General features: G+C 46.3%; 19 protein-coding genes. 3 read left to right on the top strand and 16 right to left on the bottom strand.

Annotated elements, in window-relative coordinates; translation table 11 throughout:
• Positions 1-3: 3 nt before the first annotated feature.
• The 16 genes from PXC00_RS06150 to PXC00_RS06075 all read right to left on the bottom strand — a co-directional run bounded on the left by PXC00_RS06150 (position 4) and on the right by PXC00_RS06075 (position 12580).
• Positions 4-348 (bottom strand): DUF7694 domain-containing protein, encoded by a 345-nt coding sequence (locus tag PXC00_RS06150; RefSeq protein ID WP_275845843.1) that lies wholly within the window; start codon positions 346-348, stop codon positions 4-6.
• Complete coding sequence (locus tag PXC00_RS06145; protein WP_275845842.1) at positions 345-2300, bottom strand: PcfJ domain-containing protein; 1956 nt, start codon at positions 2298-2300, stop codon at positions 345-347. The genes PXC00_RS06150 and PXC00_RS06145 overlap by 4 nt, the downstream gene beginning before the upstream one ends.
• A gap of 13 nt (positions 2301-2313) precedes the next feature.
• Entirely contained in the window at positions 2314-2850 is a 537-nt protein-coding gene (locus PXC00_RS06140) for a Cas9 inhibitor AcrIIA9 family protein (protein ID WP_275845841.1), read from the bottom strand.
• Complete coding sequence (locus tag PXC00_RS06135; RefSeq protein WP_275845840.1) at positions 2834-3655, bottom strand: N-6 DNA methylase; 822 nt, start codon at positions 3653-3655, stop codon at positions 2834-2836. Before PXC00_RS06135 ends, PXC00_RS06140 begins: the two co-directional genes overlap by 17 nt.
• A 1-nt stretch (position 3656) precedes the next feature.
• Entirely contained in the window at positions 3657-4103 is a 447-nt protein-coding gene (locus PXC00_RS06130; RefSeq protein WP_275845839.1) for a DnaD domain-containing protein, read from the bottom strand.
• A gap of 363 nt (positions 4104-4466) precedes the next feature.
• A complete protein-coding gene (locus PXC00_RS06125) occupies positions 4467-8303 on the bottom strand; it encodes a metallophosphoesterase (protein WP_275845838.1) in 3837 nt (1278 codons plus the stop codon).
• The gene (locus tag PXC00_RS06120) at positions 8300-8563 is read right to left on the bottom strand and encodes a hypothetical protein (RefSeq protein WP_275845837.1); all 264 of its coding nucleotides are present in this window, start codon (positions 8561-8563) and stop codon (positions 8300-8302) included. The genes PXC00_RS06125 and PXC00_RS06120 overlap by 4 nt, the downstream gene beginning before the upstream one ends.
• Positions 8563-9768 (bottom strand): hypothetical protein, encoded by a 1206-nt coding sequence (locus tag PXC00_RS06115; RefSeq protein ID WP_316935156.1) that lies wholly within the window; start codon positions 9766-9768, stop codon positions 8563-8565. The genes PXC00_RS06120 and PXC00_RS06115 overlap by 1 nt, the downstream gene beginning before the upstream one ends.
• A gap of 66 nt (positions 9769-9834) precedes the next feature.
• Entirely contained in the window at positions 9835-10026 is a 192-nt protein-coding gene (locus PXC00_RS06110) for a hypothetical protein (RefSeq protein ID WP_316935155.1), read from the bottom strand.
• Positions 10019-10534 carry a DUF6166 domain-containing protein gene (locus PXC00_RS14085; RefSeq protein ID WP_407654329.1) on the bottom strand — a complete coding sequence of 172 codons (516 nt, stop codon included), beginning with the start codon at positions 10532-10534 and terminating at the stop codon, positions 10019-10021. The genes PXC00_RS06110 and PXC00_RS14085 overlap by 8 nt, the downstream gene beginning before the upstream one ends.
• Positions 10535-10700: 166 nt before the next feature.
• Positions 10701-11015 (bottom strand): hypothetical protein, encoded by a 315-nt coding sequence (locus tag PXC00_RS06100; protein WP_275845833.1) that lies wholly within the window; start codon positions 11013-11015, stop codon positions 10701-10703.
• Positions 11015-11206, bottom strand: a complete 192-nt coding sequence (locus tag PXC00_RS06095) for a hypothetical protein (RefSeq protein WP_275845832.1) — start codon at positions 11204-11206, stop codon at positions 11015-11017. Before PXC00_RS06095 ends, PXC00_RS06100 begins: the two co-directional genes overlap by 1 nt.
• A gap of 91 nt (positions 11207-11297) precedes the next feature.
• Complete coding sequence (locus PXC00_RS06090) at positions 11298-11516, bottom strand: helix-turn-helix domain-containing protein (protein WP_275845831.1); 219 nt, start codon at positions 11514-11516, stop codon at positions 11298-11300.
• Complete coding sequence (locus tag PXC00_RS06085) at positions 11509-11796, bottom strand: hypothetical protein (protein WP_275845830.1); 288 nt, start codon at positions 11794-11796, stop codon at positions 11509-11511. The genes PXC00_RS06090 and PXC00_RS06085 overlap by 8 nt, the downstream gene beginning before the upstream one ends.
• Positions 11796-12290 (bottom strand): helix-turn-helix domain-containing protein, encoded by a 495-nt coding sequence (locus PXC00_RS06080; protein ID WP_275845829.1) that lies wholly within the window; start codon positions 12288-12290, stop codon positions 11796-11798. Before PXC00_RS06080 ends, PXC00_RS06085 begins: the two co-directional genes overlap by 1 nt.
• An 86-nt stretch (positions 12291-12376) precedes the next feature.
• Positions 12377-12580 carry a helix-turn-helix transcriptional regulator gene (locus tag PXC00_RS06075; RefSeq protein WP_275845828.1) on the bottom strand — a complete coding sequence of 68 codons (204 nt, stop codon included), beginning with the start codon at positions 12578-12580 and terminating at the stop codon, positions 12377-12379.
• A 152-nt stretch (positions 12581-12732) separates the two neighbouring features.
• Here PXC00_RS06075 and PXC00_RS06070 point away from each other — a divergent pair, with 152 nt between their 5' ends.
• From PXC00_RS06070 to PXC00_RS06060, 3 genes are all read left to right on the top strand, one after another.
• Positions 12733-13065, top strand: a complete 333-nt coding sequence (locus PXC00_RS06070; protein WP_275845827.1) for a helix-turn-helix domain-containing protein — start codon at positions 12733-12735, stop codon at positions 13063-13065.
• A gap of 249 nt (positions 13066-13314) precedes the next feature.
• Positions 13315-14688: a hypothetical protein gene (locus tag PXC00_RS06065; protein ID WP_275845826.1), complete on the top strand. Its 1374-nt coding sequence runs from the start codon at positions 13315-13317 to the stop codon at positions 14686-14688.
• A 153-nt stretch (positions 14689-14841) separates the two neighbouring features.
• Positions 14842-16059 (top strand): tyrosine-type recombinase/integrase, encoded by a 1218-nt coding sequence (locus PXC00_RS06060; protein ID WP_275845825.1) that lies wholly within the window; start codon positions 14842-14844, stop codon positions 16057-16059.
• Positions 16060-16148: the final 89 nt, after the last annotated feature.

Below are 16148 nucleotides of genomic sequence, written 5' to 3'. Positions count from 1 at the left end.
TCCTCAAACAAATTCTTTCGGCGGTTTTGGCAAATCCACGTTTTGAGGTCTCCAGAGATGCAGACAGTTGTCACAAATACTGATGTTATCGTTAGCCGGCGGATTGTACTGCACAGCCCATTCGTCCGGCTCAAAGAACATCTCTTTTACCATTCGCATTTCATCCCATGTGGGGCAGCGTTTATTGTTTTTTGTGCTGACGCTTACATGATCCCAGCCACCCCCAACACTCGCTACAGCAAAGAATGCCTTCCCATTCAAAAAGATTTTGAAGCATCCCTCATAGTTGTTTCCCCAGTCCCCATTTATGGGTTCACGATATCGATTCAAACTTGTAAGGTTTTTCATGCCACACCTACTCCAATCTTTTCTTTTTCAGCCCTGCAAAGAATATCCCGTTCGAACTGCTTTATGAGTTTTTCCACTTCCGAAGTCATTGGCCCATTAGAAAACGACCGGCATTGCATTACCTTTCCATCGCAATATTCCACTGTGTAAAGCGATTTTTTAGGGTTCTCCTTTTTCCGCAGAAAAAGTACAACTGTTGCTTTTTCTGCCACACTTTTAACGTATCCTCCTACACAATTATGCTGATCCTGCCCCTCTTTGATGATATCGGCAGCACACCGCGGTACCAACATCACGTAATTTCCCTGCTGCCATTCGAAGCGCCTCTGATATTCCTTAAACATGGCGCGAATTTTCTTGTCCTCAGCACGTGAGTTTTTTATCTTAATGCGGTTCATAAGCGTATCATGTGATTTTTTCAGTTCCTTCGGAAAAAGGATAAAACTATTCCCCATGTCATAACCAAGTTTGCGGCAAAAGCCTATGTAATCTATCCACTCTCTGAAAGCATGCTCTGCGTTCCTACCTTTTTGTTGCTCGATATACCTCATGATTTTGTGCGGCGTTGTTTCCGGCACGGAGAATACCCGTGCATCTGGAATGACGCTTTCAACTCGGCGGACCTCCTCTGGTGTCGTCCACTTACCTGCAGCGGCAGCAGCGCGGAACATGGAAAGTTCGTTTTTTGTCGGATTCATCATTTTCAGCATTGATAACATTGTCTTTGGAATGCCGAGTGCTTCTACTATACTCTTGCTTTCCTTTGGAATATCCGTTCCATTATTGCTATACAAATATTCACTACTATTTACATCTTCAAATACCAAATTGTACATTCCCAATTTTATGAGATATTCATATGAAGGCTTGTAATTTAGGAGAAACCCAAGCGGATAAAAGCGCTTGTCTGGGTTCCGCTCCAGCAGCGTCCACAAAGCGCTGTACTGGCATTTGGTACCTTGCAATACCTCCTGCAGGTTGTTCCAATAAACCTTTCCTTCGTACCAGACGCCTGCTGCTGGGTCGTCTTTCCAACGTACAATATTCACGTTTGGTCTAAATGAATCCCACTTGTAGGCATCTTCACTCGTGATTTGGAAGCCCTTATCTGCAAAACTGCGCATATCTTCATAAATGGCCATGTCTGGCTTTCGGATGTTGTCATAGCGTTTGTATGCTGTGAAGCATCTGAAAACAAATCCATCCCCTGCACGCTGAATGAGCGTAACGTGCTCTCTATCCAGTTGATGGTGAAACTTGCCAGCAGCTTTGAAAATCACATGGCTTCCGCAGTGCGGGCAGATTCCTTTTTGATTGTGCTTCGGATTAATAACCTTTACATCGTGGTGACAATGTGTGCAGTATCCGTCCATCTGCTTTTTGCGGCTGTACTGATACACCAAATACCGGCTGTCATACAGCGCATATTCCTCCACCCAGTGACGGAAATCGTGCGGCAGTGATGGCACCAACTTCATTCTTTCATCAATCTGATGCATCAGCTCCCGGTATCTGCACATCAGTCGTTCATGTGCAATACTTTCCTGAAAGTCATGAATTACACGAATCGGATCTCCCTCTTTGTGAAAAAACTTGTGAACGAGATTAACTGATTCATCATCAGAAAAGGTTATGAAATCCCCATTCCCGTAGTCGTCATACTCCCATGTGATAGAGTACAACTTCCCCGTGAGCCACTTACATGCTGTTGCATTCTGCATATCTTGTGTGATATAATCATCGTGTGTACAACATACACGAAATGCTGCTTCTACTTTTCCAATGCGCAGTTCCGGTGCGCGGAAAAGGTTCAGGAGCAGTGTTTTTTTATGCGCACAAATCCTTACCTCTGACTTTGCAATGTATTTGGCGCCGCTCACGCGTTTGGCAAGGCTTATGTCCTGCGGTGTAGCCCGCAGAGCCGGGATTTTCCTTAGTTCCCGTTTGTCCATCGTCTGCACCTCCTTAAAACAATGACAACTGACCGGCTTCGCTTTCCTCTTTACGTTCCTCGGCGGCCTTGGAAGCTTTCTTTTCCGCTTTTTTCTCTGCCGCTGACTTTTTCTTTTCTTCGGCCGCTGCAGCTTTTTTCGCAGCTTCTTCCTTTTGACGTTTCGCTTGTGCAGCCTTTTCTTTGGCGGCCGCTTTTTCCTGCTGCTTCTTGGCCTCAGCAGCTTTCTTTGCAGCTTCTGCTTCAATGGCCGCATCGTCCTTATTGTAATAATCTTTCATCCAGTGATAAACGATATCGCTTTCAATGCAAACCCCAAGGCATTCTCCATCATCATGGTTCTCCATGTATTCACGTGCATGTAGCATCAAGTAGAAAACGCATTTGTCCAGCGTTTTCTGCTCCTGGCATACATGAGCGGACAGAACTTCGTCATGGTTGCATTCCTCCGTCATGTACTCAACGATTGCTTTTTTCAGGTAGGGAGTCTTCGTTATATCCCCTTGCTGCTCCGCCAGCTTTTTCACTGCGGAGTCAATAACTTCTGACATTTTCTGCTCCTTTCTGGAACGTAAAGAAGAAAAATTCTTCCTTTGGCTTATCCGGCTGGTTTGCCCGAATCAGCCGGTCTAACATTTTCACTGCCCGCCGCTGCTGCCACACCTGCGAAAAATAGAAAGGTGTCAGCCAAACATTATCTGCCGGCTGCATGAACAGCGGGTTACCTGTTTGCGGATGCGCCAGCGTATCGTCAATAGTCACGTATCCGGGACAACCCAGCAAGCTCATTTGGATGTAGCACATCAGCGCTGCGGTCTGGTCGATATCCTGCGCCACGAAAATCACATTCTGCTGGTAATTGATTTCCCGCCGCTGACATTCGTTTGCAAAAGCCATGAGCGTTGCTCCTGCCCCACACGCCGGGTCTGACACACTGACATAGCCGTCATGCCTAATCTGCTCTTTCAACCCATCACCAAATATCATGGCCGCCATCATTCGTGTCACACTGTACGGCGTGAAAAACTGGCCTGTCCAATGGTTCCCGAGTTCCAATGCCATAAACAGCTCGCCGAGAAAGTCTTGATCTGGATTAGCGTTCAGTGCCTCAACTACCAATGCAAGCAGCCTTGAAAAATTCTCCTGATGTGGTTTACGGTATTTCCTGATTATCTGCAGGTATTGCTTTTCGCGTCCCGGTGCCGATACCTTGTCCACTGAATTTGATATTGCAGCAGCGGCCATGTAGCAAAAATCAGACCACACTTCCCAACTTTGATGTTCGTTGGTCATTTGACTAAAAATTTTAACGAACTCTTTTTCAACATCTGTCCGGGTCCGTATTGAATGACTCACGCTATATATCACCTGCCTTCATATCCCAGTCTGCCAAGTCCCCCATGTCGTGTATACCGCGTTGAGCCATGCGGTTTAAGATTCCCTGCACATACGCCAGAGTTTTTTGCCCCATTTCAGCAGACCGTTCAAAAGCATATTCCACCAGGTCAGGATCATGCAAACGTAGAAGCTGGTCGCAGCGTTTACTCTCAAACGGAGCAGGTTCTTTTTGGAAGCACTCTGAAAAAAGGATTTCCGGGGTCAGCAGTTTTCCCGCTTCGTCGCGCACATCCGCGCCCGCGGCATCACCATCAACATCATAATTATTGGAATTGAAATTAGGATTAAGATTATTATTATTAATGTGCCATACTTGCGTAACGGTTTGTGTAACAGGTTGTGTACCAGAATGTGTAACAGGTTGTGTAACGGTTTGTGTAACATTATTAGCATCAAAAGGAATCATCTTATAAGTTCCACTCTGATTTCCTCGTCCTTTTTTATATTCAATTCGTCCCGTCTGAATTAGAGCGTTTCTCATACGGTCTAATTGCTGTCGAGAGAATTTTAATATTGATAACAGCGTTGTATTGGAAACTGTAAATTCAACCCGCCATGCCCAATTACCATTAATACAAACCGCGCACCGATTGTTTAAGTACATCAAAGCGTGCCATAAGGCTTGTGCATCAGCCGGCAATGAATTGAACTGAACCCAATCATAAAACGCCCGTATCTCGGAGATATAATTCAGAGTAATCCCCCCTTTCTATCAGTAGTAGAAGAGCAGCAGGGGGAGGTCTTGCCGAAAAGCACATACTTATCACCCTCAGTCTGTCAGTACATGGCTTCCACTGGCATCCTTTACGATATCAATGCTCTGCGGGAACCGGGATTTCATTTCGGGGTCATGGGTTATTGCCATGACCTTTAAGCTGCTGTACCGGCTCTGGATGGTCTGGAGGGCGTCGCAGTAAGCTTGTATGCCGTCAGCGTCAAGGAACGGTGGCTCGTCTATAAAAAGCATTCCGAGTTGAATTCCGGCCTGACTGCTCTTGATTTCGGCCAGTGAAAGGACTGCTGAGAGCGAAGCCTTAACCTTTTCGCCGCCGGACTTGGAGAGATACGGTAAGCTGTCCTTGCCATATTCATTGATAATAATGTCCAGCGTGGCAACTTCCTTTTTACTGTTGGATTTCAGCACTTTGTCCGTGATGAACTCCATGCCAATCCGGCCGCCTGTCATTTGTCCGAGTATCGTATTGGCCGTTGAGGTCAGCATTGGCAACATGGATTTGATGATGTTGTGCGGAATGCCGTCCTGCGAAAATGCAGATTTCAGGATACTGAATGTTTCAGATTTCTGCGACAGCATATTTACTTGCTTCTGCTGGCGCTTGATTTCTTCCTGCGTCTTTTCGTTCAGCCGCAGTTGCTCTTCATAAACTCCCAAGGACTTGTTAAGCTCATTCAGTTTGTCCTGCACTATTTTTACATCCATCATTGCTGAAACGGATTTACGAGAAAGGTCACTCTCGTTTTCTAATCCTGCAATCATCTTGTCGCTCTCATGCTTGAGTGCAAGCTGTTTTGTACTGCATTCAGAGACTTCCTTGTTCAGCTCCCCAATGCGCTTCTCTGCTGCTTTTTTGCGTTCCTCGGCGACAGGCAGCTTCTTTTCTTTTTCAATCCACTGGTGAGCGTCCATAATGCTTGCTTTCAGGGCGAACAACTGCTTATCAATTTCAGTTAAGCTGGAATCCAGATTTTCTGAATCTGACAACTGCTTCTGCAATTTTGCAATATCCGCGTTGGTTACTGTAATGTCAGTCTCAATTTTTTCAGCCGCCTGTTTTTCAGACTTGAGCATTTCATCATACAACGCTGCCTGTTTGTACATATCGGCCTTTGCCCTAAGCGAGTCTGCCCGCTGTCGAAGCTGCGTAAGCGTATCCGCATCATAGCCAACCGCATTAAGTGCAGAAGTAAGAACGTTAATCTGTTCCTGGCTCTTCCCGAGTGCATTGAGCTGTTCATTCTTCCATGTGGTGCACTGCGGCACATAAGTTTCCAGTTCCTTTTTGGCCGCTTTTGCATCTGCAAGGAACCTGCACTGGGCGTTCTCAGGGTCAACACACTGGCTGTCCTTAAGCAGTTTTGCCCGGCTCTGCAGGTGTTCAACCCGCTGCTTGCGGCGTGCCGCCTCAATGTCAAAGGCCGATTTGGCATCTATAAATGCAGATTTAGTAGTGTCAAGGCGACCATTAGCTTCCCGATATTCCTTTTCGCGGTTTTCCATCTCTGAAATCTGTGGCTGAATTGCCGCATATTCAGCAGCATCTTCTTTGCAGGCATTGGCTTCCTGCCATTCGCGACCACGCTGCAGGATGTTATTATCCGTTTTTTCCTTATCACGTAACAGTTGCTCCGCTTTTGCTTTGCTCTGTGCAAGCTGGCTTTTTATTGCCGCTGTAGCCTCGCACTTCGTCTTCAAAGTGGCCTGCTGCTGCAGCAGCACTTTTTCCTGCTCGGTGAGTTCCGACAAGCGTGCTGCCTCCGCATGGATTGTGGCGGCAGCGGAAAGGATTTTATCGGCATCCTCAACAATAGCCTTTTCTTCCAGGACGTTTTTACTCAACGTTCCCATCTTTAAAGTAACGCCTTGATACTCTGCATCAATTTTCCGCTTACGTTCAGCAGCTTCTTTGCACTGTGCAAGCTTCAAAATTTCAGCATCCTTACGCTTTGTAGCTTCGTCAAGTTCTTTTTTTGCGCTGGCGGAATCTATTTCCAACTGGTTGATTACGTCCATTATGGACTGGTGATGCTCAGCAATTCTGCCGTTTTCGGACAGGTTGGTAATCACGGCTTTTTTCTGCGCGATTTCTCTGTTTGTATCCGTGACTTTGTCCTTTGCCAATTTTGCCATGTCCTCATATACGCCAAGGCCAAGGATATTTCCGAGGATTGTCATGCGGTCTTCCTTGCTTGCCTGCAGAAACAGTCCGTACTGGTCCTGCATAATGAGTGCGCAACTGCGAAATGTCAGGCTGTCCATTCCAATCACGTTCTCAATGACGCCCTGCGTATCCTTGATCTTCTCACGGGAGCGGTCCTGCCATTCCCCATTGACTGCTTCTGAAATATTCAAAGTGGCTTTTCCTGACTTCGTGCGGGTGCGGGTTACACGAAAGACGTGCTCCCCAATCGAAAAAGTAAAGCAAATGGAGCCGCTGTGCGCTTTTTCGTCTGCCCGAATCCAGCCGGTCAGGTCTCCCTCACGCGGTTCCTCAAACAAACAGTCAAGGATGGCATCCATGAACAGGCTGCTCTTGCCAGCACCGTTGATGCCGTTGATTGTACAGAAAGAAATGTCCGTGAAGTCAAAACTTTCTTCCTCATAGTTGCGATAATTCTTGACGGATATGTCCATCGGCACAAAGGCTCCGGTATACCGTGCCGCCATGTTTCCTTCCATTGCGTCCTCAATGATAGGCCGCGCTGCTTCGATAATCGAGGCAGCCTGTTCATCCGGAATACCTTTTTCTTTCAGATAGTGCAGCAGGTTCTTTTCCGGGTCTGTCTTTTCGGAAAGCTCGTCCTTATTTGTCCCGATTTCAACCTTTTCCGGCTCAATACTGGACACCCAGAACGCGCCATCTTGATAGAGCCTTTCTTCCAACACCGCCCGATTAAGCGCCTTGTGCGCCCTCTCAGAGCATGAATACAGTACTCGTACAATTTTTCCCTTTACACTCGAAAAACGGTGAACGGCCACATCCTCAATCGCACCTGTATTGATTCCATCAATGTCAGCCTGTGTGAATCGAATTGTTTCAAACTGCCGCGCCGGTGTTGTGATGAACTCATGCGTTCCAGTATCAAGGTCATGCAGGTAGAAGCCGCGCAGCTGCCCTTCATCATTAAAATTCATGGCATTCACCGCGCCGCAGTAAAACGTGTTCCGGCAACTTTCTACCTGCTGCGGCCGGTGGATATGCCCCATTGCTACAAGGTCAAATCCCGCAGTATCCAGTGTTTCCGGCATTAGTACCGGCTCAAACTGGGAGAAAAACTGCGTCTGTCCGCTCTCTGTATTGCATCCCGGCACGGTGTAGTGTGCCATCAACACGGATTTCAGCCCGGCTTGGCACTGTGCTCTCAGACCAAGCACGATTTTGCTGATTTCCTCCGTGAATACCCGGCATTCGTTATCTTTGGAAAGACCGGGGTGTTGGGCACGGAATACGCCGCGGTCGAAACCTGGCAGGCAGGATACGTTGATACCCGCAACCTGAATTGTTTTAGGCTCCGTTACCACATATACATCAGGACTATTTTCAAAGTAGCTTTGCAAAGCATGGAACTGTTCAGCACCATCATGATTCGGTGTTCCCCGCATTACTACTACCGGAGCATCGTCGCTAAGTGAAGAAATTACATGAATAGCCGTCTGCACTTCATCAATCCCGCGGTCAGCCCATACCCGTGCTTGATGAAAAATATCTCCGGAAATAAGAATCAAATCAGGGAATTTATTCCGCGCATAATCGGCCATATAGTCAATACAAGCATAGGTATCATATTCCCGCTGATTGTTTCCCTTGTTGTCAACTGGGCCGGGAAACTTGCCAATGTGCCAATCTGCCGTATGTAAAATTTTCATTGCTTGTCCCCTCCATTCACATCGACACCATGCTTCTGGAGTTCTTTGGTCCAATACTGTTTTACGTTTTCAGGGCAGTGAGCCATTGCGTCCGCCCATGTTGGCCAACGCCCATGTTCATCATAAAATTTGTACTGATATGCCAGGCTATCACGGTTATGCGGCTGTTCAGGTCCATGCTTACCGACACACTCGGGACAAGTTCCTTCCGGCACTTTTCCCAACAAACTCATTCCGTACCGTTCTTTGAGGTATCCCATTATTGCTGCACCTCCTTTTGGCAGACCATACAAAGCGGGCGGCCAAACTTATTGACGGAATACTTATACACGGATGGTGTCACTGAATGACCGCACATTTCGCAAAGCATTGCATCATCTTCTGCTGCCTGACTCTGATTGCTTGCAGCACGAGTCTGTTTTTCTGGTTCAGGCTGTCGAGCTTGTGGCATATCCATCTTCTGCTGCGGCTCAGGGAGTGCACCGTCAACATTCTCCGAAGCAAATGCCGGGTTGTCCGCAAAGTTTTCCGGGCTGAATGTGCTTTCCAGGACCGAGGGCATACTGTCATTCAGTACTGGTGCCGCAGCCTCCGGGGCACTGCCGAAAAGTTCAGATGTCGCGCTGATACCCTGTCTTAGCACGGCGGCACGAATCTGCGGGTCGTTGTAATCTGGCGAGAATGTAACGCGCGGGATTGCAAACGGCTTTTTGAGCTCCCCTATCGTATAAGTTCCTTTCAGCCCGGTCAGTGCCCGAATTGTACGGAGGATTGCTCCAGTCAAGGCTTTCTCGCACATGGTCTTGCGCAGCAGCGTCATGTTTACCAATATGCCGCGTTCTATGTACTGCTGCTGGTCTTGCTTTGCCACGAAAAAGGCATTTACTTGGTCTCCATATTTGTCCTTGGCTGGCTTCCATTCTCCTTGAAACATATCAGCGGCAGCCTTCGCTTGCTTCTCGTCTGCAATACCTTTCAGGCACTTGTCCATGAATTCAAGCCGGTAGTTGTCCTCTGCATCATGCAGATTTATGATTTTTTCATCCGCATGGGTTTTCCATGTGCCATCAGGTTCTTTCATAGCTCCATATGCCCGCCCGCGGTACACGTTCTTGTCGCCGCTGACATATTCACCGCCGGTATGAGTTGGGTCAAACTGAATACCGGCGGCAGCCGCTATCTTCATCAGCAGCGGTTTGGCGGGAGAAAATACTGGCTCCCAGTTTTTCCCGACTTTTATGCTTCCGACCTTAAAAATATCGCCGGAATTGTCGGAAGTGTCTGCCTGAACCTGCATCACAGTTACCTTATAAAAAGGTGACATCTGAGCAGATACGCTCATAGGCATCAGCAGGTTGCATCCTGCATACTTCTTGTTAATTTCGGCGAGTGCATTATTGTTGCTGTTCATCTTGTACCTCCATTGACTAAAAAGTCTTGTTTCTTTAGTTAAGTAGTGATACAATATGGTTTGGGTGAGTGTCGGCCATTACGGTCGGCGCTTTTTTATGCCATATTGCCATATTTGCTCCTACATAACGACTCTCAAATGTTCATTCCCTGCAGCATCCTTAAATGCCGAAAGGCTGCTGCTGCCAATCTGCGCTGTACCGTGATGCTGAACGTCCCGAATCGCGTCCATAACCTGAATTGGGCTGCGGTAATCGCCGCGCACCAGCAACTCGTACATCTCACTTGCGTGCTGCATGATATGCTCACCCATCAATCTCACCAACTCCCTGAGAAGCAATCCAAGTAAGGATTGCTTCTTTTTTTATGATCCCGCCCTCCGACGGCATATTTGAAATGAACGCGTCTCGGAATTTGAAATACAGCCCATCCTTTTCGGCCGCCTCCTGCCCAACGAATGCAGACAGAATGTTCAGGGCAAGGTTTGTTTGCTTGTCCATCGGAGCGCCCCAGTCGAAGCCGCTATTTTGGCTATGTACACGCTCCGTCACGTTTACCTGCGGTTTTCCGTCTGCGTCCCGGCTGCAGATAATGTCGTGCTGAAATAGCGGTCCTACCGGGCCAACATAAACAGGTTCTGGAGTCTTGAGAGCACCATGTGAAGCAGAGCAATGAGTGCTTGCATGGCCGCTGTGCGAACCGCTCGAACCGGGAAGCGATGTACCAAACTCTTTTCGGTAACAGCAGCTGCCGTACCCTGCAGCCACGGCAGCTGGCGACTTTAATTTCCTGCCGCAACGAGCACATATTACTGATTCCACTTTTTGCACATCCTTTCTATTCTGTTATGGCTTTCTCTCGCGAACGCACAGTAGGCGTATTCTTCAACTTTGTTTTTCCATACCGCAACCTTTAAACAGTTGGCCTGAAAACAGCACCGCTTATTCACTTTATACACCCGGCAGGTGCGGCAGATATCCGGTGCGGTCATGGCTTGTCCTCCTGTTCCGGCTTGCGGGCGTAGTCCGTCGCGAATTTGAGGCACTCGGCTTCGGAGAGCGTTTCGCCTTTCCATGTCCTTACCGCATGGATATATTGCGGTACTCCATTCCGCCAATAACTCAGATAAGCCTCTGCACGTTGTTTTTTATGATTATTTTCAAACACCATGTTAAGTCCACCAAACCATAAATTTCTCGCGTCAATCTGCGGCTCCTCAAGTACGATACTTATGTATTCCTGCCCGTTACCGTCAATGCCGGAGTGCGATTCTACGTATGGGCACGCTTTCAGTTCTTCCATCACTCATTCCTCCATTCCATCAAATCAATAATTTCCTTGCGGTTCCGGGCTTTCCTGGCCTCGGCTGTCCGCAATGCCGCCCGCCGCTGACGCTGCTTGTCGCAGTGCCGGCGGTCAATCACTTCATCAACGGCTGCCGCAGCGGCCATACCGACCAACGCCGGCGTAAGTACAAGCAAAACAATTACCACGATTATTTCCTCCTTATCGAGTTGACAATTTCAGCCGCTGCCATGGCAACAATGCCAGACAGGACGCCGCCGAAGAACAATACCGCAGCGGTCATGCTGAGTCACTTCCTTCCAGCAGAGTCTGCCTCTCAATATAGGCAGTTAAATCATCTTTTCTGACCCTCCAGAGTTTCCCAACTTTAAAAGCGGGGAAGCGCCCTTGCTGTGCCAGCTTGTGAATACAATCAAGGCTGATTCCCAGCAAAGCAGCCGCATAAGAAAGGTCAAAAATCACTGGAACGCGATGCCAGTCGGTCTCCACTTTACGCATTGTCTTCCCCCACCAGTTCCAACAAATTAACCTGCGCATTCACAGATGCTTCAAACAAGATCTCCTTTACCTGAAAGCCCCAGTTATCGTACTTATCACTCAGGAGTTCTTTGGCGCTTTCCTCAAAGTTCCGCTTACCATCTTTTGTGGTCCGCGGATAGTGGTTAAGATCAATGTCTAGGTCAGACAGTATGTAAAGGTCCTCAAACATCGCGCCATTTCGCCGATCCAGTCCCTTGACAGTGCATGGGATCAGCGTGAGCATCTTAATATTATCCATTATGTATCGCTGCCTCCTAAATTTTTCTGAACCCAGAGTTTTAAACTGTTTGCACCCTCTGAGATAGCGTCTAAGTTCTGAAGGATCTGCTGCAGTTGTGGTCTCTCGGAATCATCAATTTTTCCATCCGCCGCAATCTCCAGCAAGTTCTCCCGGTCAATCCCCGCACATTTCATACAGCCCTGCAGTTCCATCACAAGCCTGTCCAACTCGTCCAGCTTAACCGGCGCCACATCGGTTCGCCCTATCGGGCAATCATGAGTGCAGTAGTGATTGCGCAGCTCCGGAGCATTGTATAAGTCAGCCATACGAACCACGGATTCAACAGGGATTGCCTTTGTAATTCCAAGTTCGTAATCGGACAGAGTGGACACGGACATGTTCAGGAGCTCCGCAGCGCCCTCCCTGCTGTTCAGCCGGTCATTATACTCTGCGGCGGCCTTCCTGCACTGACAGTATATGTTGCTGGCTGCCTTTGTAGGGTAATAGCCCATTTTGTTTCACCTCCATTGGCGATAAAATAGAAGGAGCAGATAAGTCGTGTTTCCATTCTGGACTCGCATAAGCGGTATATTTCCTATTAGGACAATTCGTTGGCAAAAAAAATCTCCTCTATCGGCATATGGAAAAATTCGCTGATACATTTTGCATCAGCCAAAGAAAACTTAACTGTACCTGCCTCTTTTTTGTAATATGCCGCTTGGGTCTTCAACCCGAGCACCTCCGCCATCTGTTCTCCAGACACGTTTCTATTAGTCCGGATTTTCCGAAGCTTTTCAAACATAATTATCACCTCCTAGTTTCCAAACCGGCAACTTTATTATAGTGTCTTATTTGGAAACTGTCAATAGCTTTTTCGAAAAAAAAAATCTGATTAAGACACTACCGTGACTTTCCTATTTGGATAATATATAATTGTATAAAGGGGGGATTGTCTTGAACCGAGTACGCGAATTACGTCAAGAAAAAGGCATTAGCCAGAAAGAGCTTGCCAATATGCTCCAAGTACAAAACTCAGCTATTTCAAAATACGAAACCGGTCGGGTTGCTTTATCCGATCAGACAATTCGAAAGCTTACAGCCATTTTTGATGTTTCTTCTGACTACCTTCTTGGCATTTCCAACAAAAGAAATGAGTCTGCCCTAAAAGGGCAGACTCTCTCACCTGCGCAACAGGAGTTACTTAATGTGGTTAAAGACTTCTCTTCTGAGGAGATAAAGAAGATTCAGGATTTTGCGAAGTTTGTAAAGACTCAGCGTAACGAATGATTTTCTGCTGTTCAGATTCGGACATATCATCTACAATCAGCATCAGTTCTTTTACCGCGTCTTGCCATTTTGAATTTTCATCTTGTAACAATCGAAACCACCTACCTAATTATTAAAATGCAACACGCGTGTATGCGCACATTATACACGAATCAGAAGATTTTGGAAATCAACTGCGTAATATTCTTCATTCTCTTCCATAAACGCAAATGAACCTGTCCAGTGCTGGTACACTGAGCAGGTTCGGCCATGGGATTTATCTATGTGTTCTCCCAAATCTATTATATTATATTGGCTGATAATGTCAAGAAGAGGGGGGAATGTATCATTATGAAAATATGTCCTTATTGTAATTTTCAAAACGAAAATGCGGCAAAAACATGTGCGCAATGTGGTCATATGTTTAAAACACAAATGGGCAAAAAAGATCTAACTCCAGTATTTAAAGACACAACATCGAATCACGCCGCGCCGGATACGAACTCAACGAAGCGGAATAGGTTAAAAAATCCAAGACCACGTAAAATCGCTTTTATTGCAGTAGTTTCTTTCGTATCTATCCTCTTCATTGCCCTATTCTGCTCTACGTCATTATCCCGACAAAATCCAGATTCCATAACCATTCTCAATGGCAATAACATCATTGATTTGAAAAATGATGCACCAATTTCGATCAATGCCCATCCGGATAAATTTTCAAGTAAATCATTTGAATGTATCAGTAGTAATCCGTCAGTTGCCACTGTTTCTTTTAATACATACTCTGGAAACTTAATTGTATCTCCTGCTGCTGAAGGTGATACAAAAGTCAAAATCACCTATACTGCATCAAACGGAGAGCAAAAAACGTCAAACGAAATATCTCTGACAATTGTCGACAAAGAGTTAGCCAAGAAAAAGGCCGCAACGGTTGACCAACAGATCAAGAATATAGGCGCAGTTTCTCTGGAGCACGAAGATTTAGTTGAAATTGCATATGACAGTTATCTACAGTTAAATAACTATGCAAAAGGATTAGTTAAAGAGAAAAACGAACTTGACTTTGCACAATTAAAACTCTCAGAACTAGCTACTGCCACTGCTGAACCCGTCATTAAGGAAATCGATTCTATAGGAAAAGTAACGAAAGATTGCCGCAATAAAGTTAAAAGCATACGATCTCAATTCAATTTACTGTCGAAAACAGCACAATCCCAAGTTAGCAATTACGATACACTAACGCAAGCCGAAACTGCATTAAAACAAATTGATGAGCAGGAAAAGAAACAGCAAGCCACAGCTTCTTTCAAAAAAGGCTGTGCAGCATTTGACTACAAATCGATTGCACGCCAACCAGACAATTTTATTGGGAAAAAAGCAAAGTTCACAGGCCAGGTTGCTCAGGTCATAGAGGATCTATCTGGCACTGCGTTGCGTGTCAATGTGACAGAGGACGAATATGGTTTGTGGTCAAACACTGTTTACGTCAGGTATTCTTATCCAGAATCCTCCTCCCCGAGAATTTTAGAAGACGATATCATAACAATGTATGGTACATTAGACGGCCTAGAAACATACACAAGTACATTAGGTGCCTCCGTCACCATTCCTGCCTTGAACGCACAATATATCGATATTCAGTAAAGTAAAAGACCGTCCTACCTTGCTGTAACAAGATAGGATGGAAACACTGGCCGGGCAGACCAGTACATAAGAATCAATAAAAATTGTACTCCAAGCCCGGCCTGTAATCAACAGTCCGGGCATTTTTATGCCTGCTTTTAAGGAGATACTTGGATGACCAAAAATAATAAGCAAACAAAGCCTGTGCGAAAACGTGTTTATCTTGGCAAAGGTCCCAATGGTAAACCAATGTACAAAAGCGTAACCGGCAAGACCGCTGAAGAAGCTGCTGAAAAAGCCTTGCAAATCAAAATCGCCCGTCGAAAAGGCATTAATGTTGCAGCTGACAGAGACACCTTTAAGCAATGGGCCAACCGCTGGTTAGCTCTCAAAAAAGGTGACGTTTCTGCCGGCCGATACGATGTTTATTCTTATGCAGTCAAAAAGATGGAACAACTTTGGTATATGGGCATAACCAAAGTTTCAACAGGCGATATTCAGGATATTATTAATGATTTGGCAGAGCGCAACCCGCGCACTGGCAAGCCAACGGCCAAAAAGACGCTTATTGACGTTAAAAGTGCAGCCAAACAAATATTTCAACTTGCCATTGAACAGCGTACCATTGAGTACAATCCTGCCATTGCCGTCAGAATCCCCCGTAAGGCTCCGCAGGGCGAGAGAAGAGCGCTTACTGAAGAAGAACAGCAGTGGATAGTAAACACGCCGCACAGGGCTCAGAGAGGTGCAATGATCATGATGTACGGTGGCTTGCGCAGAGGAGAATTAATTCCCCTCCTCTGGTCTGACATTGACCTGCAAGCCAAAACCATCAACGTAAACAAATCCGTAGAAATCATCAATGGAAAATCCGTTTTAAAAGAAGGCGAGGCGAAAACAGAAGCGAGTATCCGCATTGTCGATATTCCGCAGCAGTTAGCCGACTTTTTGGCATTTGAACGAAAAAAGGATGCCATTACTTCCAAGACGGAGAATACCATCGTTGTCAGATCAGCAAGAGACACCATGCTTTCGGAGAGTGGTTGGAACCGTATGTGGAACGCCTATTGGAATGTGCTCAATTTAAAATACGGAGATTTTGCGCAGTACAAAGAGACTCATCCAGAGATTGATTTTGAAAAACCGGTGTCCGTTCATAATCCTCATGGCGTTCCACCAATGATTCCACCAATTACGGCGCACTGGTTGCGGCACACATTTGCGACATTATTATATCTTGCCGGTGTAGATGTTCTCACTGCCCGTGACCAGCTGGGGCACGCAGATATTACAACCACATTAGAGATTTATACACACTTAGACAAGGTTTATAAGCGTCATAGTATGGATCAGCTGAGTCAATACATTTCGGAGAAAAAAGACGGGAAGTGAGATCCGCGTAGATATCATGAGTCAAGGTGCCACATAAGAGCCACATGTTTCGTATTTTTTGCTATTTTTAGCTGTGTTTTGCAGATGTT

This window comes from Caproicibacterium argilliputei (genome assembly GCF_029211325.2).
Classification (GTDB): domain Bacteria; phylum Bacillota; class Clostridia; order Oscillospirales; family Acutalibacteraceae; genus Caproicibacterium; species Caproicibacterium argilliputei.
The sequence above is the reverse complement of the archived record's forward strand: the minus strand, read 5'-3'. Positions and strand labels throughout refer to the sequence as shown.